This window comes from Sphingomonas sp. G-3-2-10 (assembly GCF_012927115.1).
Taxonomy (GTDB): Bacteria; Pseudomonadota; Alphaproteobacteria; order Sphingomonadales; family Sphingomonadaceae; genus Sphingomonas.
Genome location: NZ_JABBFY010000001.1, coordinates 730,370 through 755,020, shown reverse-complemented (window position 1 = coordinate 755,020; position 24,651 = coordinate 730,370). Strand labels below are relative to the sequence as shown.

Sequence of the window (24,651 nt, the reverse complement as noted above, 5' to 3'; positions counted from 1 at the left end):
CGGACTAGCCGAGGATGCCCGGCAAATCGAGACCCTGTTCGCGCGCGCAGTCGATCGCGATCTCGTAGCCCGCATCGGCATGGCGCATCACGCCGGTGGCCGGATCGTTCCACAGCACGCGCTCGAGCCGCTTCGCCGCTTCGGGCGTGCCGTCGGCAACCACAACCATACCGCTATGCTGCGAATAGCCCATGCCGACGCCGCCGCCATGATGGAGCGACACCCAGGTCGCGCCGCTGGCGGTGTTGAGCAGCGCGTTGAGCAGCGGCCAGTCGGACACGGCGTCCGAACCGTCCTTCATCGCTTCGGTCTCGCGATTGGGGCTGGCAACCGATCCGCTGTCGAGGTGGTCGCGGCCGATCACCACAGGAGCTTCCAGTTCGCCGTTCGCCACCATTTCGTTGAACGCCAGGCCCAGCCGGTGCCGGTCGCCCAGCCCCACCCAGCAGATGCGCGCGGGCAGGCCCTGAAAATGGATCCGCTCGCGCGCCATGTCGAGCCAGCGGTGGAGATGCTTGTTGTCGGGCAACAGCTCCTTCACCTTCTGGTCGGTCTTCCAGATGTCCTCGGGATTGCCCGAGAGCGCCGCCCAGCGGAACGGACCGATGCCCCGGCAGAATAGCGGGCGGATATAGGCGGGGACGAAGCCGGGAAATGCAAAGGCATCCTCGACGCCCTCGTCTTTCGCGACCTGACGGATATTGTTGCCGTAATCGAGCGTCGGCACCCCGGCGTGATGGAAATCGAGCATCGCGCGGACCTGAATCGCCATCGATTTGCGCGCGGCGGCTTCCACTTCGTGCGGCGCGGTCTCGCGCTTGGCGAACCACTCGTCGAGCGTCCAGCCGAGCGGCAGATAGCCGTTGATCGGATCGTGCGCCGAAGTCTGGTCAGTTACGACATCGGGGCGGATGCCCCGGCGGAACAGTTCGGGGAAGACATCGGCGGCGTTGCCGAGCAGGCCGACCGAGACCGGCTTGGTCGCGGTGCGGATGATCTCCAGCGCTTCGTCGATGCTGGTCGCCTGACGGTCGAGATAGCCGGTCTTCAGCCGCATCTCGATCCGGCTGGGCTGGCATTCGACCGCGAGGCAGTGTGCGCCCGCCATCGTGGCGGCAAGCGGTTGCGCGCCGCCCATGCCGCCAAGCCCGCCGGTCAGGATCCATTTGCCGGTCAGGTCGCCGCCATAATGCTGGCGGCCGACCTCGACGAAGGTCTCGTAGGTGCCCTGAACGATGCCTTGGGTGCCGATATAGATCCACGAACCGGCGGTCATCTGGCCGTACATCGCCAGCCCCTTGCGATCGAGCTCGTGGAAATGATCCCAGGTCGCCCATTTGGGGACGAGGTTGGAATTGGCGATCAGCACGCGCGGGGCATTCTCATGCGTGCGGAACACGCCGACCGGCTTGCCCGACTGGACGAGCAGAGTCTGGTCGCCCTCCAGATCGCGCAGCGCGGCGACGATCCGGTCATAGCTCTCCCAGTCGCGCGCGGCGCGGCCGATGCCGCCATAGACGACCAGCCCCTCGGGCGCTTCGGCGACGCGCGGATCGAGATTGTTCATCAGCATCCGCAAGGGGGCTTCGGTAAGCCAGCTCTTCGCGGTGAGTTCGGTGCCGGTGGCCGCCTCGATGTGGCGGGCATTGTCGATACGGGTCATTCCTGTTCTTCCGCAAATTCGATGGCTTGGATGAGAATGTGGCGCAGCGCCTTCTGGCAGGCCTCTGCGCGTTTCTCGTTCCACGGCGGCGGCCAGTCATACGGGCCGACCTCGTCCACATAACCGCGCATTGCCAACTCCATCTGGATGGCGTGGACGCCCTTTTCGGGCTGGCCATAATGGCGCGTGGTCCAGCCGCCCTTGAAGCGGCCATTGGTGATCCACGATCCGCCACTGGTCTCGCACACCGATTCCACGGCTTCGGTCAGCTTCGGTGAGCAGGATGCGCCGCTGTTGGTGCCGATGTTGAACTGCGGCAGTTCGCCGTCGAACAGGCGCGGGACATAGCTGCGGATCGAATGCGCTTCGTAGAGTACGATGGCATTATGCTCCTCACGCAGCCGGGCGATCTCGGTCTCCAGCGCCCTGTGATAGGGCTCGAAATAGAGGGTGCGGCGGCGCGCGATCTCGGCTTCGTCCGGTTCGCGGCCGGGGCGCCAGAGCGGCTCGCCGTCGAACGTGGTCAGCGGGCAAAGATCGGTGGTGGTCTGCCCGGGATAGAGCGACACGCCCGAAGGATCGCGGTTCATGTCGATCACGGTGCGCGACAGCGTGGTCCGCACGATCGTCGCGCCCAGCGTCACCGCGAAGGCATAGAGCTTGTCGATGTACAGGTCCGCGTCATAGCGCGCGCGTTCGAGCGAGTGGACGTCGCCTGCCAGATCGTCGGGAATCTCGGTGCCCGCATGGGGGATCGACACGATCAGCGGCGCATCGCCGCGATGGACGGCGATCATTGCGACACTCCCGGCAGCGCGATGCGCAGGTCGCGGAGCAGCGCGGTGGCGGTCGCCATGTCCGGCGCGAAATGGCGGTCCTCGTCGAGCATCGGCACCTTCGTGCGCAGCAGCGCCCTCGCCCCCTCCAGCGCCTGACTGGACTTGAGCGGCGCATGGAAATCGCAGCCCTGCGCCGCGGCGAGATATTCGATGCCGATCACATGGCCGAGGTTCGCCGCCATCTCCAGCAGGCGGCGTGCACCATGCGCCGCCATCGACACATGGTCCTCCTGATTGGCCGAAGTCGGGATCGAATCTACGCTGGCCGGATAAGCGCGCTGCTTGTTTTCGCTGACCAGCGCGGCGGCGGTGACCTGCGGGATCATGAAGCCCGAATTGAGGCCCGGACGCGGGGTGAGAAAGGCTGGCAGCCCCGACAGCGCCGGATCGACCAGCATCGCGACGCGGCGTTCGGACAGCGACCCGATCTCGCAAATGGCCAGCGCGATCATGTCCGCCGCGAAGGCGACCGGCTCGGCGTGGAAATTGCCGCCCGACAGCGCTTCGCCGGTCTCCGCGAAGATCAGCGGGTTGTCGGTCACGCCATTGGCTTCCACTTCCAGCGTCGCGCCGGCCTGCCGCAGCAGATCGAGACACGCGCCCATCACCTGCGGCTGGCAGCGCAGGCAATAGGGGTCCTGCACCCGCTCGTCGTCCACGGCATGGCTGGCGCGGATCGCCGAACCGGCCATAAGGCCGCGCAGGGCGTCGGCGACTTCGATCTGGCCCTTGTGACCGCGCAGCGTGTGGATACGGTGGTCGAACGGCGTGTCCGATCCCTTCGCCGCTTCGGTCGACAGCGCACCGGTAACCAGAGCGGCACGAAACAGTCGCTCGGCCTCGAACAGTCCGGCCAGCGCATGGGCGCAGCTGAACTGCGTGCCGTTGAGCAGCGCCAGCCCTTCCTTCGGTCCCAGCACCAACGGGGTCAGCACATCCTTCGCCGCGCGGCGCTCGCCATCCACGATCACTTCGCCCACGCCGATCATCGCCGCCGCCATGTGCGACAGCGGGGCGAGATCGCCCGACGCGCCGACCGATCCCTGCCCCGGGATCACCGGCATCACGTCGCGGGCGAGCATGTCCTGGAGCATCGCGATGGTCGCGGGCCGCACGCCCGACGCGCCCTGCGCCAGACTGGCGAGCTTGAGCGCCAGCATCAGGCGCACGATCGGCACAGGGACCGGATCGCCGACCCCCGCAGCATGGCTCAGCACGATATTGCGCTGAAGCGTCTCCAGATCGGCATCGCCGATCTTCACGCTGGCCAGCTTTCCGAAGCCGGTGTTGATACCATAGACCGGCTCGTGCCGGGCAAGGATCGCCTCGACCGCAGCGGCGCTGGCGGCGATGGCGTCATGGCACGACGGATCCAGTTCGGCGCGCGCGCCTTCGTAGATCGCCCGCCATTCGGAAAGGCTCACATGGCCCGGCCGGATAATCATATGCCTCCAATCACACGTGCATGGAGCGGGTTGAACCCGATCCGGTAAACCAGTTCGGCGGGACTCTGGACGTCCCAGATCGCCAGGTCGCAAGCCTTGCCTGCCTCGAGTGTGCCGATTTCGCCGGAAAGCCCCAGCGCCGCCGCGGCGTTGCGGGTGACGCCGGTCAGGCACTCCTCCACTGTCAGGCGAAACAGGGTCGCGCCCATGTTCATCACCAGCAGCGGCGACGTCAGCGGCGAGGTGCCGGGGTTGCAGTCGGTCGCCAGCGCGATCGGCACGCCTGCCGCGCGCAGGGCGTCGATCGGCGGCTTGAGCGTCTCGCGCATGAAATAGAAGGCGCCGGGCAGTAGCACCGCAACCGTTCCCGCGGCGGCCATTGCCGCGACGCCCGTTTCGTCGAGATGCTCGAGATGATCGGCCGACAGCGCCTTGTGCTTCGCCGCCAGCGCAGCGCCGTGGAGGTTCGAAAGCTGCTCGGCATGGAGCTTGACCGGCAGGCCATGCGTGGCGGCGGCTTCGAATACGCGCTCGGTCTGCTCGGGCGAGAAGCCGATGCCTTCGCAGAAAGCGTCCACCGCATCGGCAAGCCCGGCCATTGCGGGCATCATCTGGTTGCAGACGAGATCGACATAGCCATCGCTGTCGCCCCCATATTCGGGCGGAACGGCATGAGCGCCGAGGAAGGTGGTGCGAACCCGCACCTTCCGCGCTTCGCCCAGCGCACGGGCGGCGCGGAGCATCTTGGCTTCGTCGTCGAGGGTCAGGCCATAGCCGGACTTGATCTCAACCGTGGTGACGCCTTCTGCCAGCAGCGCATCGAGGCGCGGGAGGCTGGCGGCAACGAGTTCGGCTTCGCTTGCTTCGCGAGTCGCCTTCATGGTCGAGACGATCCCGCCCCCTGCCCGCGCAATCTCCTCGTACGACGCGCCTTGCAGCCGCAATTCGAATTCGCGCGCGCGGTTGCCGGCATGGACCAGATGGGTGTGGCAATCGATCAGGCCCGGCGTGATCCATCGGCCTTCGCAATCGATGGTCTCGTCGGCGTCGGGTGCACCATCGGCCGGTCCCGCATAGACGATCCTGCCGTCGCGAGATGCGACCGCGCCATCCTCGACCACGCCCAGCCCGTAACGCATCGTCGCGAGGCGCGCGTTTCGCCAGATTCGGTCCGCAGGAGTCGTCATGCGCATTAGACTTGGCCAATGCGATGAATATGTCTAGACATAATCGCATGAGCATCTGGTTCGAGACTGCTTTAGTGGATGGTAACCGGATCGATCGGGTCCGGGTGGATGGCCGCGCTATCACGGCCGGCGTCGATCCGCAGCCGGGCGACGAGCGCCATGCGATCGGCATCCCCGGCCTGCCCAATGTCCACAGCCACGCCTTCCAGCGCGGCATGGCCGGCCTCGCCGAAGCGCGCGGACCGGGTAGCGACGATTTCTGGTCGTGGCGCGAGCTGATGTACCGCTTCGTCGAGCGGATGACGCCCGACGATCTCGAAGCCATCGCCGCGCAAGCCTATGCCGAGATGCTGGAAACCGGCTTCACCCGCGTCGGCGAGTTCCACTATCTCCACCATGCGCCCGACGGCTCGCGCTATGCCGACATTGCCGAGATGTCGCACCGGATCGGCGCGGCGGCGGAAGCGACGGGTATCGGCCTGACGCTGCTGCCGGTCTTCTATGCGCAGGGCGGGTTCGGCGGCGCACCCGCCGGTAGCGCGCAACGGCGGTTCCTCAACGATCCCGACAGCTTCGGCGATCTGGTCGACCGTGCGCGTGCTGGCCTGCCGCATGACGGCATCGCCGGGATCGCCCCGCACAGCCTGCGCGCCGCGACGCCCGACCAGCTCCGCGCGATCCTGCCGGTGGCGGACGGCCGGCCGATCCATATCCACATCGCCGAGCAGGTGAAGGAAGTGGCGGACTGCATCGCCTGGAGCGGCAAGCGCCCGGTCGAATGGCTGCTCGACGAGATGCCGGTCGGGGTGGACTGGACATTGGTTCACGCCACTCACCTGACCGATGCCGAGCGGATTGGGATCGTGCGCAGCGGCGCGGTGGCCGGGCTGTGCCCGATCACCGAAGCCAATCTGGGCGACGGCCTGTTCCCGGCGGCGGCGTTCCTCGACGAAGGCGGCGCCATCGGCGTGGGCAGCGATTCCAACGTGCGGATCGATGCAGCCGAGGAACTTCGCCTGCTGGAGTATGGCCAACGTCTCACCGCCCGCGCTCGCAATGTGCTGGCGGCTCCCGGCCAGTCGACCGGCGCGCGGCTGTTCAACGCCGCGCTGAACGGCGGGCGGCAGAGCCTCGGCGCGTCCGGCACCGGCGACTGGGTATCGCTCAACACGAATGACCCCGCCTTCGCCAATCGCAGCGGCGACGCGATCCTCGACAGCTGGATCTTCGCCAGTCGCGCGCCCATCGACTGCGTCTGGCGCAACGGCCGGAAGCTGGTTCAGGGCGGGCGGCATATCCATGCCGAGGCCATCGCGACGCGCTATCGCGCCACGCTCGCCCGCCTGCTCGCATGACCATCGAAGCGCGCATCCGCGGCCAGATCGAAGCGCGCATCCGCTCGGGCGAATGGGCGCCGGGCACGCGCATCCCGTTCGAGCATGAGCTGGTCGCCGAACATGGCTGCGCTCGCGCGACGGTCAACAAGGCGCTGAGCCATCTTGCGCGCGAAGGGCTGATCGAGCGACGCCGCCGCGCGGGTTCGTTCGTTGCCCAGCCGCGCATCCGCTCCGCCGTGGTCGGCGTGCCCGATATCGGCGCGCTGATCGCCGCGCGGGGGGAAACCTATCGCTGGGAACTCGTAAGCCGCGCGATCGACGGCAACAGGCTGATCCTCACCGGTGTGCATCATTCGGGAGCGAAGCCGTTCGGATGGGAAAGCCGCTGGCTCGATCTCGCCACCGTACCCGAAGCCGCCGCGATCGATTTCGCTGTCGAAGCGCCGGGCACCTGGCTGCTCCATTCGGTGCCGTGGACCGATGCCCGCCACCGCATCTGCGCGACCGGCGCTGGACGGACCGAAGCGCAGCGGCTGGGCATAGCCCCGGGCGCGCCCTGCCTTCAGATCGAACGCTGGACGTGGCGCGGCGATGCGCCCGTCACCCACGCGACCCAGCTTTTCCCGGCGGACCACTACGATCTGGTCGAGGATTTCACCCCGCGCAGCTGAAAACCCCCTCGTGGAGCCCCCCTCATACAAGGGGTTGTGCGCGAAGGCGGCCGGCCCGATCCCGGCGCGATGGACAAGGACGAGGACGGCCGGATCGAACTCCCCCGATCACACCCGATCGGCCATGAATTCCGCCACCTCGGTACCCTTCCGGAGCCCCCGCGCTGGGCCGCGGCGCCAGAATTCTCCGCCGAACGAAGGCTGACCGATCCGGTGACGAAGCGGATCGGCTGGTGGTCCGCCTTGCGGGTGCTGATCAAGGCTTCCCGGGTGAAGCGCGACGACCGCGAGGCGCAGCTGAGCGATATCGAGCAGATGATCGTCGCCGGCCATGCCCAGGCCGCGATCGGGCATATCGAACGCCTCGCCGTCGCTCATCCCGACTATCGTCCTCGCTGCCTAGGCCTGCTCAGCCTCGCGCTCTACGATCTCGGGCGCGAACCCGAAGCGATCGCCTGTCATTGCGAGGCGCTGATCCAGGGCGGCGCGCATCGGGCGATGATCGAGATGTTCGGCATCCCCCCAATTGACGGGAATGCCTCCGGCGACGGTTCGTGATCTCCTGCCTCCGCTACGGATCGGGAGGAATGACGATGGGATGGTTCGGCAATCTGTTCGGCGGCGGCACGCCGGAAGAGAAAGCGGTGCGCGCGGCGCTCAAGGCAGCCGAGAAGGACGCAGCGGCGCTCGCCTTGTTCGTTCGCGCCAGCGGCAGGGATCCGGAACACGCCAGCAAGGCCGCGCGCAAGGACGCCGCGCACAGCCTGATGCTGCGGAGCGACGCCCGCGCAATCGATGCGTTCCGCGCCATCGCCGCGGATTTCCCCGACGACGAAGCCGATTGCCTCAACCAGATCGGCGTGTGCCATCACATCGCGAAGGATTATGGTGCCGCGATCGAGAATTACGAAGCGGCCAAGCGTCTCGGTTTCGACGATTCCACACTGGAGGAAAATCTGGCCGAAGCGCGAAGCCAGCTCGCCAGGCGCTGACCCGGACCGAACCGCCGTACCGCACCGCGACAGGCACACGCATTTCCGCCACTTGGCTTTGACCGCTCCACGGCGCAGTATCGGCGCTCGCGGGGAGGAAAATGCGAATCATGTTAAAGCGAGTATCGGTGTGCGTTGCGGCAATCGGCGCCGCCTTCTGGTCGAGCGCGGCGATGGCGGCGCTTGCCGATCCCGCGGGTTCGGGTCCGATCGTCGGCGCGGTGCGCTGGCTCGAAGGCACGTTGCTGGGCACCATCGCAACCGTCGTCGCGGTGATCGCGGTCGCATCGGTCGGCCTGCTGATGCTCACCGGGCGGATCAACTGGCGCTATGGCGCGACCGTGATCCTCGGCTGCTTCATCCTGTTCGGCGCGGCCAGCATCGTCGGCGGCATCCAGCAGACCGCTCAGGTAGCGCAATAGTCCGATGAACGGGCTGGAGCGCGATACCCTGTTCGTCGCCCTCACCCGGCCACAGATGTTCGCGGGCGTCACCTATAGCTATTTTATCGCCAATGCGGTTATCGCGACCGAGCTGTTCCTGATCTTCAAGTCGGTGTGGGTGCTGCTCGCGGCGCTGATCATCCATCTCGTCGGCGTGCTGCTGTGTGTGCGCGAACCGCGCTTCTTCGACCTGTGGCTCACCAAGATGAGCCGCTGTCCCCGCGTGAAGAATTATTCGGTGTGGAAGTGCAACTCCTACAGCGCCTGAGCGCGGACCCGAAGGTCGCCCAGCGCGAGACGCCGGCGGGGAAGCATCTTCCCTATGGCCGGCACGTCGACGATCATACGATCGAGACGCGCGACGGGCTGTTGATGCAGGTGATACACCTGCGCGGCCTGTTGTTCGAAACCGCCGACACCGACGAGCTGAACTATCGCAAGCGGCTGCGCGACGCGATGCTGCAGGCGGTCGGATCGTCGCGCTTCGCCATCTATCACCACATCGTGCGCCGCCGCGTCGATGTGGCGATGGCGGCGGACTATCCCGACGCATTCTCGAAGCAGCTCGACGAAGCATGGCGCGCGCGGCTCGCGGGCAAGCAGCTTTACGTCAACGAACTGTTCCTCACTTTGGTGCGCCGTCCGCTTCAGGGCCGGGTGGGCGTGCTCGACCGGATCCGCGAAGCGCTGGGGCGGCCCGCAAACGGCTCGGGCAGCGGCGAGGCGCAGAGCGCGTACGAACTGCGCCAGCTCGACGTCGCGCGAGATGCGATCCTCGCCGCGCTGGCCAGCTATTCGCCGCGCGTGCTGGGCGTGTACCAGACCGAACAGGGCCCATGTTCGGAGCCGCTCGAGTTCCTCTCCTCGCTCTACAATGGCGAGCTGCGCCCGGTGTTGCTGCCGATGCAGGATCTCGGCAGCTATCTGCCCTATCGCCGGATCAGCTTCGGGCAGGAGACGATCGAGCTGGGCCAGACCGGCGCGACGCCGCGCAGCTTCACCGGCATCGTCTCGATCAAGGATTATCCGGGCCAGACCGCGCCGGGGATGCTCGACGAATTGCTCCGCCTGCCCTTCGAACTGACCGTGTCGCAGAGCTTCGGCTTCGTCGAGCGTCAGGCCGCATTGTCGAAGATGAACCTCGCGCTGCGCCGGATGAAATCGGCCGAGGACGAGGCCGTCAGCCTGCGCGGCGACCTCGCCAGCGCCAAGGACGAAGTCGCGGCCGGCCGTGCGGGCTTCGGCGAGCATCACATGACCATCGCGGTGCGGGGGGATTCCCCGGCACAGGTCGATGAAGGCGTCGCCGAGGTCCAGGCCGCGCTCGCCGATCTGGGCATCATCGCGGTGCGCGAGGAAATCGGGCTGGAGCCTGCCTTCTGGGCGCAGTTCCCCGGCAATTTCAAATATATCGCGCGGCGCGGCATGGTTTCGACCAGCAACTTCGCCAGCCTCGCCAGCGGGCATAATTTCCCGATGGGCGAAGCGGCGGGCAATCATTGGGGCGAAGCGGTCACGCTGCTCGAAACGACGGCTGCCGGCCCCTATTATTTCAACTTCCACCAGGGCGATCTTGGGAATTTCACCGTCATCGGGCCATCGGGCTCGGGCAAGACGGTGGTGCTCAACTTCCTGCTGGCGCAGGCGCGGAAATTCCGCCCGCGCATCATCTTCTTCGACAAAGATCGCGGCGCGGAGCTGTTCATCCGCGCGATCGGCGGTCGCTACGATCTGCTGCGGCCGGGCACGGCTTCGGGGCTGAACCCGCTCCAGCTGCCGGACAATCCCGCCAACCGCCAGTTCCTGATCGACTGGGTCGCGCTGCTCGCGGGCGCCGCGGATATCGATGAAGTCGCGCGGATCAAGGACGCGGTCGACGCCAGCTACGATCAGCCGGTGGAGCATCGCCGCCTGCGCCACCTCGCCGAGCTGTTCCGTGGCGGCCACCGCCCGCATGGCGCGGACCTGTGGGCGCGGCTGCGGCCCTGGTGGGGCGATGGCGAACGCGCCTGGCTGTTCGACAACGAAACCGACCAGACCGACCTTGCCGCCGATGCGGTCGGCTTCGACATGACCCAGATCCTCGACGATCCGGCGCTGCGCACCCCGGCGATGATGTATCTGTTCCACCGCGTCGAGGAGCGGCTGGACGGCACCGCGGCGATCGTGGTGGTCGACGAGGGCTGGAAAGCGCTCGACGACGATGTGTTCGTGCGGCGGATCAAGGATTGGGAAAAGACGATCCGCAAAAGGAACGGGATCGTCGGCTTCGCCACGCAGAGCGCGCAGGACGCGCTGGAAAGCAAGATCGCCAGCGCCATCATCGAGCAGGCCGCGACCCAGATCTTCATGGCCAACCCCAAGGCGCGCGCAGCGGACTATATCGACGGGTTCGGGCTGACGAGCCACGAGTATGAACTGGTCCGCACCCTGCCCGACAATGCCCATTGCTTCCTGATCAAGCATGGCGCGGACAGCGTCGTGGCGCGACTGAACCTGACGGGGGAGCGCGATATCCTGACCATCCTGTCGGGCCGCGAGCGTACCGTGCGGCTGCTCGACGAGATCCGCGAGACCAGCGGCGACGACCCCGCCGACTGGATTCCCCGCCTGCTGGAGGTGGCGTGATGGCTGCCTGTCAGGCGCTCAGCTACGAAAGCGGCTACGTTACCGGCGTGCTGAACTTCGTCGATTGCCAGGCGCAGAATATCGGCGCGGGCGGCTATCAGGCGCTTGCCGTGCCGGGATCGACGCTGTCGCTCATGATCACCGGGCTGCTGACGATCTTCGTGGCGCTCTACGGCTACCGGATGCTGTTCGGCTACACGCCCAGCGCGCGCGATGGCGTGATGGCGCTGGCGAAGATCGGGATCGTGCTGGCGCTGGTCTCCAGTTGGCCCGCCTATCGCGCATTGGTCTATGATGTCGCGCTGCGCGGCCCGGCGGAGATCGTGAGCAGCACCGGCGGCCCCGCCGGTCTGCCCGGATCGCGCGGCGGGATCGTCGCGCGGCTGCAAGGCGCGGATATCGGCCTGATCGAACTGGCCCGCGCGGGCGTCGGCGGCGCAGAGCAGCGCGACCGCTCGACCGTCACACGCATCGTCAACGGCCAGCCGCAGCAAGTCGTCCAGTCCGACCGGATACCCGATAATTTCGAGCCCACCGCCCTGGGCTGGGCGCGCGTGCTGTTCCTCACCACCGCGCTGGCCGGGTTCGCCGCCGTGCGGATCGCCGCGGGTCTGTTGCTGGCGATCGGCCCGTTCTTCATCGCCTTCCTCCTGTTCGAAGGGACTCGCGGCCTGTTCGAAGGCTGGATCCGGGGGCTTGCCGCCGCCGCCTTGGGCGCGGTGGCGGTGACGATCATCCTCGGCGTCGAGCTGGCGCTGATCGAGCCGTGGATCAGCGATCTTCTCGCCCGCCGCGCCGCGGCGCGATCGATCACCGGCGCGCCGACCGAGCTGCTGGTGACGATGCTGGTATTCGCCCTCGCCATGCTCGGCACGCTTGCCGCGACGACCCGTCTGGCGATGGGCTTCCGGATGCCAGCCTCGTGGCGCGCCGCGTCGCAGCGCTTCGTCTCGTCGTTCGGCGCGCAGCCGCAGGTCCAGCGCCCGGCCTTTGCCGGCCCGCAGGTCCCGGCCGAGCAGCGTTCGCGCGCCGCCTCCGTCGCCGAAGCCGTCGCCGCCAGCCAGCGCCGTGAGACCGTCACCAGCGTCGCCGGCCTCGCGGCCCCGCGCGTCACCGCGTCGGGACAGGCGCGCGACCTGCCGGCCGCACCACCCGCCCCGCTGGGGCAAAGCCATTCGCGCCGCACCCGCGCCCGTTCTACAGGTAGCGCCGGCAAACGGGATTCGAGCTCATGAAGATGAAGGCGCGCGAGGCGCTCGACCAATATTACGAGAAGGCCGAGAGCTGGGGCGTCGACCAGCAGGAGACCGTGCGCGGGTCGCGCCGGATCGCATGGATCGTCGCCGCCGTCTTCGCGCTGATCGCGGTGCTCGAGGCGTTCGCCCTCTATCGCCTGACTCCGCTCAAGACCGTCGAGCCACTGACCCTGCTGGTCGACCGCCAGACCGGCTATGTCCAGGCGCTCAAGCCGCTCGATCCGCAGCAGATCAGTGGCAACACCGCGCTGACCCAGAGCTTCCTCGTCCAATATGTGATCGCGCGCGAAGGCTTCGACATCAACGCGCTGCAGGCCAATTACGCCAAGGTCGCGCTCTGGTCCGAAGGCACGGCGCGCTCGCAATATGTGTCGGGGATGCAGGCGGCGAACCCCGACAGCCCGCTCGCGCGCCTGCCGCGCAGCACCGTGCTGGAAACGCGGGTGAAGAGCGTCACGCCGATGGCCGGCAATACCGCGATGGTGCGCTTCGAAACCGTTCGCCGCGATGCGGGTGGCCAGACGGCGGCGGTGCAGGCATGGGTCGCGGTGATCAAATATCGCTATTCGGGCGAGCCGATGCGCGTCGAGGATCGCTTCGTGAACCCGCTCGGCTTCCTCGTCACCAGCTATCAGCGCAATGCCGAGGCGCTGCCCGTCACGCCACCGGCGCAACAAACCTCCGAGGCCGCCTCGGCCGGCGACGAGACCGCGCCCGGCATCGTCATTCCGCAGGCCAGCCCGACCCCGGCAAGCAAGGGCTTTGTGCCGCCCTACGATCCGCGCAACCTGACGCCCTATAATCCCGACCCGCAATGAGAGCGTTCCTCGCCCTTCTCACGGCGTTCGCCGCCCTTCCCGCCGCCGCGCAGGTTTCGCCCCAGGCGGGGACCGGCGACCCGCGCGTCCAGTCGATCGAATATAACGAACAGCAGGTCGTGCTGCTTCAGGCCGCGCCGGGCTATCAGGTGACGGTGATGTTCGCCCCCGACGAGCGGATCGAGAATGTCGCGCTGGGCGACAGTGGTGCATGGCAGGCGACGCCGAACAAGCGCGGCGACTATCTGTTCGTGAAGCCGGTGCAGGGCGGCGTCACCACCAACATGACCGTGCTGACCGATTCCCGCATCTACGCGTTCGAGCTGCGGCCGCTCTACGGCCCACAGGCCGACATGGCCTATACGGTGCGCTTCCGCTATCCCGGCACGGCGCCCGCGACCGCCGGGGGCGATACCGCCGCGACCGCCACGCGCGGCCGTTACCGGCTAAGCGGCGACGCCGCGATCCGCCCCAGCGGGATCGATGACGATGGCGCGAAGACCTATATCGAATGGCCCGCCGATGCGACGTTGCCCGCGGTCTATTCGGTCGATGTCAAAGGCAATGAATCGCTGGTCAACGGCAATATGCGCGACGGCATCTATGTGATCGACAGCGTGGTGCCGCGCCTCGTGTTCCGGCTCGATCGCCAGATCGCCCGCGCTTCGCGGGTGGAGGGGCGCTGATGGCCACCGTTCCGCCCACGGGCGATCCGCGCGTCGCCCCTCCTTCGGGCGGCGAACAGAGCGTCGCGCCGCAAGTCGCGTTGCCGCGCGGCGGTCCGTCATGGATCGTGATCGCGATCGGCATGGCGATCGTCGGCGTAATCCTGTTCAGCGTGCTGGACGCCCGCCGCCGCGCGCGGGAAGCCCCCGCGGTGCGGGTGGGCGCCAGCGACCGCGCCGGCGCCGCCGCGCCGCTGAGCCCGCCCCCGCTCTACGTACCGCCGGCCCCTGCCCCGACGCCGATCGTGATCGAGGCCGCGCCGCTACCGCCGCCACCCCAGCCCGCGCCGCAGCCGCAGATCATCTATGTGCCGCAGCCCGCGCCGCCGCAGCCCCAGCCGGTCGCCCCTGCTCAGCCACCGCGCTCCAGCGCCGAACCCGCGCTCGTCTATGACGGCGGCGGCATGGCGCAGGCCGGTTCCGCCGGTACGACGCCCGACAAGGCCGATACGGACGGTGCCGCGCCGACCACCAGCGCCTCCTCTACATCGGTCGCGGGCAGCCGCGCGCGTGCGGGCGTGCTCGCCAATCGCGGCAGCACCGTGCCGCAGGGCACGCTGATCCCCGCCGTGCTGGAAACCGGCCTCGATTCCACGCGTCCCGGCCTCGCCCGCGCGATGGTGACGCGCGACGTGCGCGGCTTCGACGGCAGCAAGATTCTGATCCCGCGCGGCAGCCGGCTGATCGGCGAATATCGTTCCGACGCACAGCCGGGGCAGAAGCGCGCGCTGGTCAACTGGATCCGCCTGATCCGTCCCGATGGCGTGACGATCGCGATCGGCTCTCCGGCCAGCGATCCACTGGGCCGCGGCGGCGTCGGCGCAAAGGTGAACAGCCACTTCTTCGCGCGCTTCACCGGCGCGATCCTTCAGTCCGTGCTCGACATCGGCGTGAACGTCGCGTCGCGTCAGGTGGGGTCGCCGGTGATCGTCGCCTTGCCGGGCGCGGTGCAAGGAGCTGCCCAGCCGCTGACCCAGAACCAGCAGATCACCCCGACGCTGACCGTGAAGCCGGGCACCAGCATCACCATCTTCGTCGCGCGCGACCTCGACTTCACTGGCGCCGAGAGCCGGCGGTGAGCACCGTTTCGGACGATGGCCGCGTCTATCTGCGCAGCTATCTCGCGCCGCTGAACGATGTTCTGGCGCGCACCGATGTCACCGATATCTACGTCAACCGGCCCGGCGAAGTCTGGGCCGAGACGATCGGCGGGACGGTGGAGCGGCACGAAGTCGCCGGGCTGGACGAAGCGACGCTCGCCCGGCTCGCCCGGCAGATCGCGGCGGTCTCGCATCAGGGCATCAGCCGCGAGCATCCCCTGCTCTCGGCCACGCTGCCCGACGGCGCGCGCGTCCAGATGATCGCGCCGCCCGCGACGCGCGGCCCGATGGCGCTGGCGATCCGCAAGCATGTCTCGTCGGACCTGACGCTCGACGATTATGTCGCCTCGGGCGCCTTCGACACCACCCGGCGCCGCGCCGCGCCGGAACGCTCCGACGCCGACGACGCGCTCGCCGCGCTGCTCGACGATGGCGACATCGCCGGAATGCTCTCCGCCGCGGTCCGCGCGCGGAAGAATATCCTCGTCTCGGGCGGCACCTCGACGGGAAAGACCACCTTCCTCAACGCGTTGATCCGAGAGATTCCGGCGGAGGAACGGCTGATCTTCATCGAGGATACGCCCGAAATCCATCTCCACCACGCCAATGCGCTCGGCCTGCTCGCGGCGCGCAGCGAGCTCGGCGAAGCGCGGGTCGATATGAACGACCTACTCGCCGCCTCGCTGCGGATGCGGCCCGATCGCATCATTCTGGGCGAGCTGCGCGGACCGGAGGCCTATGCCTTTCTCCGCGCGATCAACACGGGCCATCCGGGTTCGATGACGTCGGTCCATGCCGATTCGGCGGAACGCGCGATCGAGCAAATCGTATTGCTCGTGCTTCAGGCGGGCACCCAATTGGGGCGGGACGATGTGCGGCATTATGTGCGAAGTACGGTGGACGTGTTCGTCCAGCTGGCGCGTACGAGCGGCAAACGGCACGTCGCGGAGGTGGTTCTGCCGCGTTGACCCCCTCATTATGGGGATAGCGGCGCAGCGATGAGCCGTGTAATATGCGCGACGAACCGAAACGTGTTTCAGGGTAGAGAGTATTCATGGGCAATCGCATCAAGAGCGGGTTGGGCAGGCGCATCGCGCTGCTGGTTGGAGCTGGCCTGATCGCAGGGCCGCTGATCGCGCAGACCGCGCCCACGCCGACTCCCTCGCCCAGCGGCACGCCGGGCTTAGTGCAGGCCGTGCCGCAGGCGATCCCGCTGCCCCAGCTCGACCAGAGCCAGGCCGCGTCGCTCGTGACGATGCTCAGCGAAGCCCGCTACGCGCACGGCCTCGTCCACAATGCCTCGACCGCGAGCGATCCGGAGAACAACGACGCGCTGGTCCGCGCCGCGCTCGATTACGCCCATGCGGTCCATGCGGGCCGGCTCGATCCCGAGGATTTCCAGTCGGACTGGGGCCTGCGCCCGGCCGCCTATGACCCCCTGCCCGCCTTCGCCGATGCGGTGAAGCGCAACCGGCTGCAGCAGTGGATCAACTCGCTGCCGCCGCCCTATTCGGGCTATGACGGGCTGAAGGACGGCCTCGACACCTATCGCCGGATCGAGGCGTCGGGCGGCTGGAAGGCGCTGGCCGCCGGTCCGGATCTCGCTCTGGGCGCCAGCGGCCCGCGCGTCCTCGCGCTGCGCCAGCGGCTTGCGGTCGAGGATCAGCAGATCATCGCCAAGGGCGACAAGTTCGACGCCGAGCTGGTCGAGGGCGTGAAGCGCGCCCAGCGCCGCTATGGCCTGAATCCCACCGGCACCTTCGCCGCGCAGACCCGCGCCGCGCTGAACGTGCCGGCCGGCGACCGCGTCCGCCAGATCATGGCGAACATGGAGCGCTGGCGCTGGCTGCCGCAGGAACTGCCGCGCAACCGCATCCAGGTGAACATCGCCGCCGCGGTCCTCACCGTGTTCGAAGGCGATTCGCCCGTCGCGTCGATGCGCGTCGTCACCGGTGCGCCGGGCGGCCGCGAAACGCCGATGCTCCAGTCGCGCATCCATTCGATCGTGCTCAATCCGCCGTGGAACGTTCCCGCCGGCATCGCCGCCAAGGAACTGTTCCCCAAGGGCGCGGACTATCTGGCGCGCAACGGCTACAAGGTGATCGGCACCGGCGCGAACCGCCGCCTGCAGCAGCAGGCCGGGCCGCAGAGCGCGCTGGGCCGCTACAAGTTCGATTTCGACAATCCCTATGCCGTCTATCTGCACGACACGCCTGCCCAAGCGAAGTTCGCCAGCTATGACCGGCTGGCCAGCCACGGCTGCGTCCGGCTCGAAAAGCCGGCGGCGCTCGCCCGGCTGCTGCTGCGCAACGATCCGAACTGGCAGCCGGACCAGATCCAGGCGACCGTCGATGGCGGCAAGACCACGCGTGTGCCGCTGCGCGCCGAGGATCAGGTGCAGGTCTATCTGCTCTACTGGTCGGCCTATATGGGCTCGAACGGCATGAATTTCCGCAACGATCCCTATAGCTGGGACAAGACACTCGCGACTCGCATCGAGCGCCGCTCCGCCGTGAAGGCGGGCAGCCTCTCGGCACGATAAACAGAGGAATTCCGAATGATCACCTTCCGTCGTATCGCCATGCTCGCCGCCGGTTCGGCCGCGCTCGCCCTCTCCGCCTGCTCGGGCGGCGGCGAGACCAACGAAACGCCGATCGAAACCAACGTCGCCAACGTCGAAGAGCCCGTGACGAACGTGGTGATCGAGAATGTCGTGGAAGAAACTCCGGTGGTGACCAACACTGCGCCGGTTCCCGCAGCGCGCGGCGAAGACTTCACCGACACCGAGCAGACCAAGGAAGACGCCGACGCGACCGGCATGACCTCGCGCGTCGATCGCAGCGCGGACGACGCTCCGGCGACCGAACCCACCAAGTAACCGGGTGAGCGAAGCCACGCCTCAACCGGCTGGCTTTCTCGAACGCCGGTTCGAGCTGACCGCGCGCGGCACCACGCCGCGCACGGAAGCGCTGGCCGGCGTCACTACCTTCCTGACGATGGCCTATATCATCGTCGTGAACCCGGCGATCCTCAGCGCGGCGGGGATGCCCGTCGCCGCGGTCGCCGCCGCCACCTGCCTCGCCGCGGCGTTCGCCAGCATCCTGATGGGGCTGACCGCGAACATGCCGTTGGCGCTGGCGCCGGGCATGGGCATCAACGCTTATTTCGCCTTCACCGTGGTCGGCGCGATGGGGGTGCCGTGGCAGGTCGCCCTGGCCTGCGTCTTCATCTCCGGCGTCGCGTTCCTGCTGCTGACCTTCGCGGGCATCCGCCAGCTGATACTCGCCGCGATCCCGCCGCATCTGTTTGCCGCTGTCGCGGGCGGAATCGGGCTGTTTATCGGCTTCATCGGTCTGAAAAACGCTGGAATCGTCGTCAGCAACCCCGCGACTTCGGTCGCGCTGGGCGATCTTCACGCCGCCAATGCATGGCTCGCCTTGCTCGGCCTGGCGGTCATCGCCGCGCTCACCGCATGGAAGGTGCGCGGGGCGATCCTGATTGGCATCGCCCTGACTACGCTGGCAGGCTGGGCGAGCGGCCATGTGACCTTCACGCCCCAGCCCTACGACCTCACCGCGATCGGCCAGGTCGCCTTACAGCTCGACTTCGCCGGGGTCTTCACCGGCGGCCACGGCATCGGCATTTTCGAGATCTTGTTCGTGTTCCTGTTCGTCGACCTGTTCGACAACATTGGAACACTCATGGGCGTCACCCGCCGCGCGGGGCTGATCCGGCCGGACGGCAGCATCCCCCGGCTCAACCGCATCCTGTTCACCGATTCGATCGCGACCATGTTCGGCGCGCTGGCCGGGACCAGTACCGTCGTGTCCTATGTCGAAAGCGCATCGGGCGTTCAGGAGGGCGGCCGCACCGGGCTGACCGCCGTGGTCGTCGGGCTGCTGTTCCTCGCCGCCATGTTCGTCGCGCCCTATGCGCAGCTGGTGCCGCTGGCCGCCACCGCGCCCGCGCTGATCCTTGTCGGCGCGCTGATGATGGCGCCGTTGCTCGACGTGGACTGGCACGATCCCGAAGTCGCGGTGCCTGCCTTCCTCACGGTCGCGATGATCCCGCTGACCTATTCGATCGCCAACGGGCTGGCGTTCGGCATCACCGCCTATACGCTGCTCAAGCTGCTGCGCGGGCGGATCACGAAGACCGACTGGCTGCTGCTCGTGCTGGCGCTGCTGTTCGTGATCCGCTTCGTCTGGCTGGCGGCGGAGTAAGGATCAGGCCGGTTCGAGTTCGCCGGGGAAGGTCTCGGTATCGATCTGCGCCTGCATCGCCGGGGTGTAACGATGCCCCAGGATCGCGCCCTCGACGAAGATTGCGTCGACCTGCGCCACCGTATCGGCATCCAGCGTCACCGCCGCCGCACCGATATCCTCCTCCAGATGCGCGATGTTCGACGTACCCGGAATCGGCACGATATCGTCGCCCTGCGCCATCACCCATGCCAGCGAGAGCTGTGCCGGGGTGATGCCCAGCCCGGCCGCCAGCGCATTGAACCGCGCCACGGCCTTGAGATTATGTTCAAGGTTCGCGCCGGTGAAGCGCGGCATCACCGCGCGAATATCGCCTTCGGCATAGGTGTCATCGCGCACGCCATCGGCCAGCAGCCCGCGCGCGACGGGCGAGAAGGCGACGAATCCGATCCCCAGTTCGCGGCAGGCATCGAGCACCGCGATCTCGACATTGCGAACCGCGGGCGAATATTCGGACTGGATCGCGGCAACCGGATGCACCGCATGGGCGCGCCGGATCGTCGCCGCCGACATTTCCGAGAGGCCGATCGCGCCGATCTTGCCGGCTTCCACCGCCCGCGCGAGCGCCCCGACTGACTCCTCGATCGGCACCGCCTTGTCGAGGCGATGGAGGTAATAAAGGTCGATATGATCGGTGCCGAGCCGCTGGAGCGACCGGTCGAGCGATCCCGCGATCGTTTCCGGCCGCCCGTCGAGCACCCGCTTGCCGTCGATCAGGTCGAGCACGCATTTGCTGGCCAGCGTGAACTCGCCGCGCCGGTGCATCACCGATGCCGCGAGCAGCCGCTCGTTATTCCCGCCGCCATAGAGCGCGGCGGTATCGAGGAAGGTCACACCCAGATCGAGCGCGCGGTTGAGCAGCCGCCCGCCCTCTTCCGCCGGCGGCGGCGCGCCATATGCATGGCTGAGGTTCATGCAGCCGAGACCGATCGAAGAGACGGTCAGCGAGCCGATGGTGCGGGTGTGGAGTTTGGTCATGGGATGCCTTTATCAAGCCCCTCTCCTTTAGGGGAGGGGTTGGGGTGGGGCAGTCATCGCCTCGCAGAGACCTGCGTTCGTGGAGACTCCGCCACCCCAACCCCTCCGAAGAGGAGGGGCTTTCATTGTCAGCCCTGAAGCTGCTTCTCCAGCGCATCCAGCACGCGGTAGCAAGGCAGGACCTGTGCCACGCTGGAGTTCGGCTCGCGGCCTTCGCGGATCGCGGCGACGAATTCGCGGTCCTGAAGCTCGATGCCGTTGTTCGACACGGTTACGCCGCTCAGGTCGATCGGTTCTTCCTTGCCGGTCACCAGGTCGTCGTAGCGGGCGATATAGGTGCCGTTGTCGCAGATGTAGCGGAAGAAGGTGCCGAGCGGGCCGTCATTGTTGAACGACAGCGAGAGGGTGCAGATCGCGCCGCTCTCCGCCTTCAGCTGGATCGACATGTCCATCGCGATGCCGAGTTCCGGATGGACCGGGCCTTCGATGGCGTTGGCCTGCACGATCGGGCCGGCCTGATAGGCGAACAGATCGACGGTGTGCGCGGCATGATGCCACAGGAGGTGATCGGTCCAGGACCGCGCCTCCCCCTTGGCGTTCATGTTCTTGCGGCGGAAGAAATAGGTCTGAACGTCCATCTGCTGGATGTTCAGATCGCCCGAGACGATCTTGTTGTGCAGAAACTGGTGGCTCGGATTGAAGCGGCGGGTGTGGCCGACCATCGCGACGAGGCCGGTTTCCTGCTGCTTCTTCAGCACCGCTTCCGCGTCGGCAAGGCTGTCGGCGAGCGGGATTTCGACCTGCACGTGCTTGCCGGCTTCGAGGCACTGGATCGTCTGGGCGGCGTGCATCTGGGTCGGCGTCGCGAGGATCACCGCGTCGAGGCCGGGCTGTTCCAGCGCTTCGGCCAGTTCGGTGCAGGCATGGCCGATGCCGTATTTGTCGGCGACCGCCTGGGTCGGCTCGAGCCGGCGGCCGACGACCGAGACGACCTCGACGCCGTCGATCAGCTTCAGCGCGTCGAGATGCTTTTCACCAAAGGCGCCGGCGCCGGCGAGTGCGATCTTCATAACTTCAACTCCATCTTCGTCACCCCGGCGAAAGCCGGGGTCTTGAGCCGCATGAGACCCCAGCTCTCGCTGGGGTGACGGCTAGGACACAGGCTCCAGCACCAGATGCCCGATCGCGGTGTTGCTGCACGGCACATGGTAATGCCGGTGCAGCGCGCGGGTGGTCTTGCCCAGCGCGCCGCGCATGATCAGCCACATCACCATCTCGATCCCCTCGGATCCGGTCTCGCGCAGATATTCGATGTGCGGGATATGGCGGAGCCGATCGCTGTCGCCGATCATCCCGTCGAGAAAGTCATTATCCCACTCGGCATTGATGAGGCCCGCGCGCGGCCCCTGAAGCTGGTGGCTCATGCCGCCCGTGCCCCAGACCTGCACGTTCAGATCCTCGGGGAAGCTGGCCACGGCGCGCGCGATCGCTTCGCCCAGCGCCCAGCAGCGATTGCCCGAGGGCGGCGGATAGGTGACGACGTTCACCGCCAGCGGGATCACCTTGCACGGCCATTCGTCGACATGCCCGAACATCATCGACAGCGGCACGGTGAGCCCGTGATCGACGTCCATCTCGTTGATGATCGTCATGTCGAATTCGTCGAGGATCAGGCTCTGCGCGATGTGCCAGGCAAGGTCCGGATGGCCATGCACGTCGGGCACCTTGCGCGGTCCCCAGCCCTCGTCGGCGGGCTTGTACAGCTCGCCGCAGCCGATCGCGAAGGTCGGGATGATCTTCATGTCGAACGCCGACGCATGATCGTTATAGACCAGAATGACCACGTCGGGCTTCTGCGCCTTCTCCCATTCGCGGGTCCAGTCGTAGCCGGCGAAGATCGGGCCGAAATAAGCGTCCTTGTCCTTGCCCTGATCGTGCGCGACGCCGAGCAGCGGCACATGGCTGGAGGCAACGCCTGCGGTGATGCGGGCCATTATTTGGCATCCTTGATAGAGCGCACGCCCTCGGGCGAGCGGCCGCCGGCGTTCATCATCGCCTGATACTCCTCGACGCTGGCGCCGGTCATGGTGCTGACCGCCTGCACGAAGCTGAGCCCGTCGGTCGAGAAGACCTTGGAGAGAAAATAGATGTTCCCGCCCAGATCGAGCAGCCGGTTGTAGTCGCGGTCGAGCACGGCCTGTTTCTGCTCGTCGCTCATCGGCCAATCGGCCAGATAGGCGGCTTCGTCGTCCTTCCACCGCTCGCGGTTCTCGGCCTTCATCAGGCTCATCGCGAACTGGTTGAGGTGATAGCCCTGCCGCGCGCGCTTCGCGGTGAAGACGCGGGTGCCGGGGATATCGTCGAACTCGGCGAGATATTCGTGGATGTCGGTAGGAGCGGTCACAGCCCTCGCTCCTTCAGCTTCGCGTCGAGGCGCGGGAAGACGCGGCGGGCATTGCCCTCGAAGATCGCGTGACGCTCGGCATCGCTGATCTCCAGCGCGTCGACGTAACGCTTGGTATCGTCGAAATAGAAGCCGGTCTGCGGGTCGATGCCGCGCACCGCGCCCACCATCTCGCTGCCGAACAGGATGTTCTTGTTCTCGATCACTTCGGCCAGCAGGTTGATGCCGGGCTGATGATAGACACAGGTATCGAAGAACACATTGTTCATCAGATACTCGTCCACCGAGGGCTTCTTCAGCATGTCCGCCAGCCCGCGATAGCGGCCCCAATGATAGGGCACGGCACCACCGCCATGCGGGATGATGAAGCGCAGGGTCGGGAAATCGGCAAACAGGTCGCCTTCCAGCAGTTGCATGAAGGCCACGGTGTCGGCCGCGATATAATAGCCGCCGGTCGCGTGCATCGCCGGATTGCAGCTGCCAGAGACGTGGATCATCGCCGGAACGTCGAGCTCGACCATCTTCTCGTAGAAGGGATACCAATAGCGGTCGGTCAGCGGCGGATGGGTGAAATGCCCGCCGCCGGGATCGGGGTTCAGGTTGCAGCCGATAAAGCCGAGTTCGGTGACGCAGCGTTCCAGCTCGGCGCTCGAGTTGGTCATGTCCGCCTTGGGGCTTTGCGGCAACATGCATACGCCTGCGAAGGTCTCGGGGAACAGGCCGACGACGCGCGCGATCAGATCGTTGCAGCGGGTCGCCCATTCCTTGGCAACCGCTTCGTCGCCGACATGCGGGGCCATCGCCGAAGCGCGGGGCGAGAAGATGGTCAGGTCCGCGCCGCGTTCCTTGATCAGGCGAAGCTGATTGGCTTCGATCGTCTCGCGGATCTCGTCGTCGCTGATCTCGGGATAGGGCGGCGCGGGCACGCCGGCCTTGAACGCCGCCTTCTGTTCCTCGCGCCAGGCGTCATGCGCCTTGGGGAGAACGGTATAGTGACCGTGGCAATCGATGATGAGGGTCACGCGCCCAGTTCCTTCCTGCGAGCCTTGATCGCTTCTAGTTTTGCGGAGAGGCCATCGGGCGCGGCCAGGCCGAGCTCGCCGATGCCCTGCTGCCAGTTGACCGTGCCTTCGGTCATCATCGGCGAGATGCCGAGGCCGAGCAGGGTCTGTGAGGATTCGTACATCTCGGCCGAGCGGCGCAGGCCGTGGATCATCATCCGGTCGAGATTGTAATCGGTCTTTTCGGCCCAGTCGGTGCCGGGCCAGCTGGCGTTGAGCGAGGCGATCACTTCGTCGAGAACGCCCGCCGCGTCCGCCGCGAGCACGCATTCGGTGGTCAGCGCTTCGAGGCCCTTCACCATCACCGAACGGATCATCTTGATCGACGAGGCCCGCCCGACATCGCCGGGCACCACGCGAACCTTCGAAAAGCCGATCGCGCGCAACGTCTCCGCACCCGCTTCGGCATGGGGCCCGCTGACCAGCAGCGGAACGCCGAGTTGCGCGGGATAGACCGGCGACATCACCGCGACATCGACATAGCGGCCGCCCGCCGCTTCGATCGCCAGCGCGGCTTCGCGCTTGGTATCCGGCGCGACGCTGTTCATGTCGAACCAGAGCGCACCGGGTTCGAGCGACGCGGCATAATCCTTGGCCACCGCCAGCGCCTGATCGGCGGTCACCAGCGACAGTATCGCGCGCGCGCCCTTGAGCGCGTCCGCCGCGCTGTCCCGGCTTTCGACCCCGCGCCCGGCAGCTTCGGCCCGCCGCTCGGCTTTCACGTCATAGACGCGCGCAGGCACATGGCCCGCAAAGGCCTGCGCCGCTTCGCCGAAGCCGATAAAGGCGATACCGTTCATGGGTCCGGCCTACCCTTCGCCATCGCGCCCGATCCAATCGGT

Annotated in this window: 25 protein-coding genes; 15 read left to right on the top strand and 10 right to left on the bottom strand. The window is 67.1% G+C overall.

What is annotated here, in order from left to right:
* Positions 1-4: 4 nt before the first annotated feature.
* Genes hutU through hutI form a run of 4 tightly spaced genes read right to left on the bottom strand, consistent with a single transcriptional unit; the run spans position 5 to position 5,134 of the window.
* Positions 5-1,663 (bottom strand): urocanate hydratase, encoded by a 1,659-nt coding sequence (gene hutU, locus HHL13_RS03800; RefSeq protein WP_169554420.1) that lies wholly within the window; start codon positions 1,661-1,663, stop codon positions 5-7.
* Complete coding sequence (gene hutG, locus HHL13_RS03795) at positions 1,660-2,460, bottom strand: N-formylglutamate deformylase (RefSeq protein WP_169554419.1); 801 nt, start codon at positions 2,458-2,460, stop codon at positions 1,660-1,662. The genes hutU and hutG overlap by 4 nt, the downstream gene beginning before the upstream one ends.
* Positions 2,457-3,947, bottom strand: coding sequence for a histidine ammonia-lyase (gene hutH, locus HHL13_RS03790; protein WP_169554418.1), 1,491 nt, complete (start codon positions 3,945-3,947; stop codon positions 2,457-2,459). The genes hutG and hutH overlap by 4 nt, the downstream gene beginning before the upstream one ends.
* The gene (hutI, locus tag HHL13_RS03785) at positions 3,944-5,134 is read right to left on the bottom strand and encodes an imidazolonepropionase (RefSeq protein ID WP_169554417.1); all 1,191 of its coding nucleotides are present in this window, start codon (positions 5,132-5,134) and stop codon (positions 3,944-3,946) included. Before hutI ends, hutH begins: the two co-directional genes overlap by 4 nt.
* A 47-nt stretch (positions 5,135-5,181) precedes the next feature.
* Between hutI and HHL13_RS03780 the strand changes: the two genes are divergently transcribed.
* The 15 genes from HHL13_RS03780 (at position 5,182) to HHL13_RS03710 (ending at position 19,327) form a co-directional block, all read left to right on the top strand.
* Complete coding sequence (locus tag HHL13_RS03780) at positions 5,182-6,489, top strand: formimidoylglutamate deiminase (protein ID WP_169554416.1); 1,308 nt, start codon at positions 5,182-5,184, stop codon at positions 6,487-6,489.
* The gene (locus HHL13_RS03775) at positions 6,486-7,142 is read left to right on the top strand and encodes a UTRA domain-containing protein (RefSeq protein WP_169554415.1); all 657 of its coding nucleotides are present in this window, start codon (positions 6,486-6,488) and stop codon (positions 7,140-7,142) included. Before HHL13_RS03780 ends, HHL13_RS03775 begins: the two co-directional genes overlap by 4 nt.
* Positions 7,143-7,178: 36 nt before the next feature.
* A complete protein-coding gene (locus HHL13_RS03770; protein ID WP_169554414.1) occupies positions 7,179-7,700 on the top strand; it encodes a hypothetical protein in 522 nt (173 codons plus the stop codon).
* 29 nt (positions 7,701-7,729) lie between these two features.
* Positions 7,730-8,134: a hypothetical protein gene (locus tag HHL13_RS03765; protein ID WP_169554413.1), complete on the top strand. Its 405-nt coding sequence runs from the start codon at positions 7,730-7,732 to the stop codon at positions 8,132-8,134.
* Between the two features lie 110 nt (positions 8,135-8,244).
* Positions 8,245-8,556 (top strand): TrbC/VirB2 family protein, encoded by a 312-nt coding sequence (locus HHL13_RS03760; RefSeq protein WP_240953615.1) that lies wholly within the window; start codon positions 8,245-8,247, stop codon positions 8,554-8,556.
* 4 nt (positions 8,557-8,560) lie between these two features.
* The gene (locus HHL13_RS03755; protein ID WP_169554411.1) at positions 8,561-8,845 is read left to right on the top strand and encodes a type IV secretion system protein VirB3; all 285 of its coding nucleotides are present in this window, start codon (positions 8,561-8,563) and stop codon (positions 8,843-8,845) included.
* Positions 8,824-11,205 (top strand): VirB4 family type IV secretion/conjugal transfer ATPase, encoded by a 2,382-nt coding sequence (locus HHL13_RS03750; protein ID WP_169554410.1) that lies wholly within the window; start codon positions 8,824-8,826, stop codon positions 11,203-11,205. Before HHL13_RS03755 ends, HHL13_RS03750 begins: the two co-directional genes overlap by 22 nt.
* On the top strand, positions 11,205-12,440 hold the full coding sequence (locus HHL13_RS03745; RefSeq protein WP_169554409.1) for a type IV secretion system protein: 1,236 nt from the start codon (positions 11,205-11,207) through the stop codon (positions 12,438-12,440). The genes HHL13_RS03750 and HHL13_RS03745 overlap by 1 nt, the downstream gene beginning before the upstream one ends.
* The gene (locus HHL13_RS03740; RefSeq protein WP_169554408.1) at positions 12,437-13,279 is read left to right on the top strand and encodes a type IV secretion system protein; all 843 of its coding nucleotides are present in this window, start codon (positions 12,437-12,439) and stop codon (positions 13,277-13,279) included. Before HHL13_RS03745 ends, HHL13_RS03740 begins: the two co-directional genes overlap by 4 nt.
* On the top strand, positions 13,276-13,965 hold the full coding sequence (locus tag HHL13_RS03735) for a TrbG/VirB9 family P-type conjugative transfer protein (protein WP_169554407.1): 690 nt from the start codon (positions 13,276-13,278) through the stop codon (positions 13,963-13,965). Before HHL13_RS03740 ends, HHL13_RS03735 begins: the two co-directional genes overlap by 4 nt.
* A complete protein-coding gene (locus HHL13_RS22450) occupies positions 13,965-15,083 on the top strand; it encodes a TrbI/VirB10 family protein (RefSeq protein WP_240953613.1) in 1,119 nt (372 codons plus the stop codon). The genes HHL13_RS03735 and HHL13_RS22450 overlap by 1 nt, the downstream gene beginning before the upstream one ends.
* Positions 15,080-16,072, top strand: coding sequence for a P-type DNA transfer ATPase VirB11 (gene virB11, locus HHL13_RS03725; RefSeq protein WP_169554406.1), 993 nt, complete (start codon positions 15,080-15,082; stop codon positions 16,070-16,072). The genes HHL13_RS22450 and virB11 overlap by 4 nt, the downstream gene beginning before the upstream one ends.
* 86 nt (positions 16,073-16,158) lie before the next feature.
* The gene (locus tag HHL13_RS03720) at positions 16,159-17,646 is read left to right on the top strand and encodes a L,D-transpeptidase family protein (protein WP_169554405.1); all 1,488 of its coding nucleotides are present in this window, start codon (positions 16,159-16,161) and stop codon (positions 17,644-17,646) included.
* 15 nt (positions 17,647-17,661) lie between these two features.
* On the top strand, positions 17,662-17,982 hold the full coding sequence (locus tag HHL13_RS03715; protein ID WP_169554404.1) for a hypothetical protein: 321 nt from the start codon (positions 17,662-17,664) through the stop codon (positions 17,980-17,982).
* A gap of 4 nt (positions 17,983-17,986) precedes the next feature.
* Positions 17,987-19,327, top strand: a complete 1,341-nt coding sequence (locus HHL13_RS03710; RefSeq protein WP_169554403.1) for an NCS2 family permease — start codon at positions 17,987-17,989, stop codon at positions 19,325-19,327.
* Positions 19,328-19,330: 3 nt separating this feature from the next.
* Here HHL13_RS03710 and HHL13_RS03705 read toward each other — a convergent pair whose 3' ends face one another.
* The 6 genes from HHL13_RS03705 to HHL13_RS03680 all read right to left on the bottom strand — a co-directional run bounded on the left by HHL13_RS03705 (position 19,331) and on the right by HHL13_RS03680 (position 24,609).
* Entirely contained in the window at positions 19,331-20,344 is a 1,014-nt protein-coding gene (locus HHL13_RS03705; RefSeq protein WP_169554402.1) for an aldo/keto reductase, read from the bottom strand.
* Between the two features lie 128 nt (positions 20,345-20,472).
* A complete protein-coding gene (locus HHL13_RS03700; protein WP_169554401.1) occupies positions 20,473-21,414 on the bottom strand; it encodes a Gfo/Idh/MocA family oxidoreductase in 942 nt (313 codons plus the stop codon).
* Positions 21,415-21,495: 81 nt separating this feature from the next.
* Positions 21,496-22,338 (bottom strand): class III extradiol dioxygenase subunit beta, encoded by an 843-nt coding sequence (locus HHL13_RS03695; protein ID WP_169554400.1) that lies wholly within the window; start codon positions 22,336-22,338, stop codon positions 21,496-21,498.
* The gene (gene ligA / locus HHL13_RS03690) at positions 22,338-22,748 is read right to left on the bottom strand and encodes a protocatechuate 4,5-dioxygenase subunit alpha (RefSeq protein WP_169554399.1); all 411 of its coding nucleotides are present in this window, start codon (positions 22,746-22,748) and stop codon (positions 22,338-22,340) included. Before ligA ends, HHL13_RS03695 begins: the two co-directional genes overlap by 1 nt.
* A complete protein-coding gene (locus tag HHL13_RS03685) occupies positions 22,745-23,770 on the bottom strand; it encodes an amidohydrolase family protein (RefSeq protein ID WP_169554398.1) in 1,026 nt (341 codons plus the stop codon). The genes ligA and HHL13_RS03685 overlap by 4 nt, the downstream gene beginning before the upstream one ends.
* Positions 23,767-24,609 (bottom strand): NAD(P)-dependent oxidoreductase, encoded by an 843-nt coding sequence (locus tag HHL13_RS03680; protein ID WP_169554397.1) that lies wholly within the window; start codon positions 24,607-24,609, stop codon positions 23,767-23,769. The genes HHL13_RS03685 and HHL13_RS03680 overlap by 4 nt, the downstream gene beginning before the upstream one ends.
* Between the last annotated feature and the right edge of the window lie 42 nt (positions 24,610-24,651).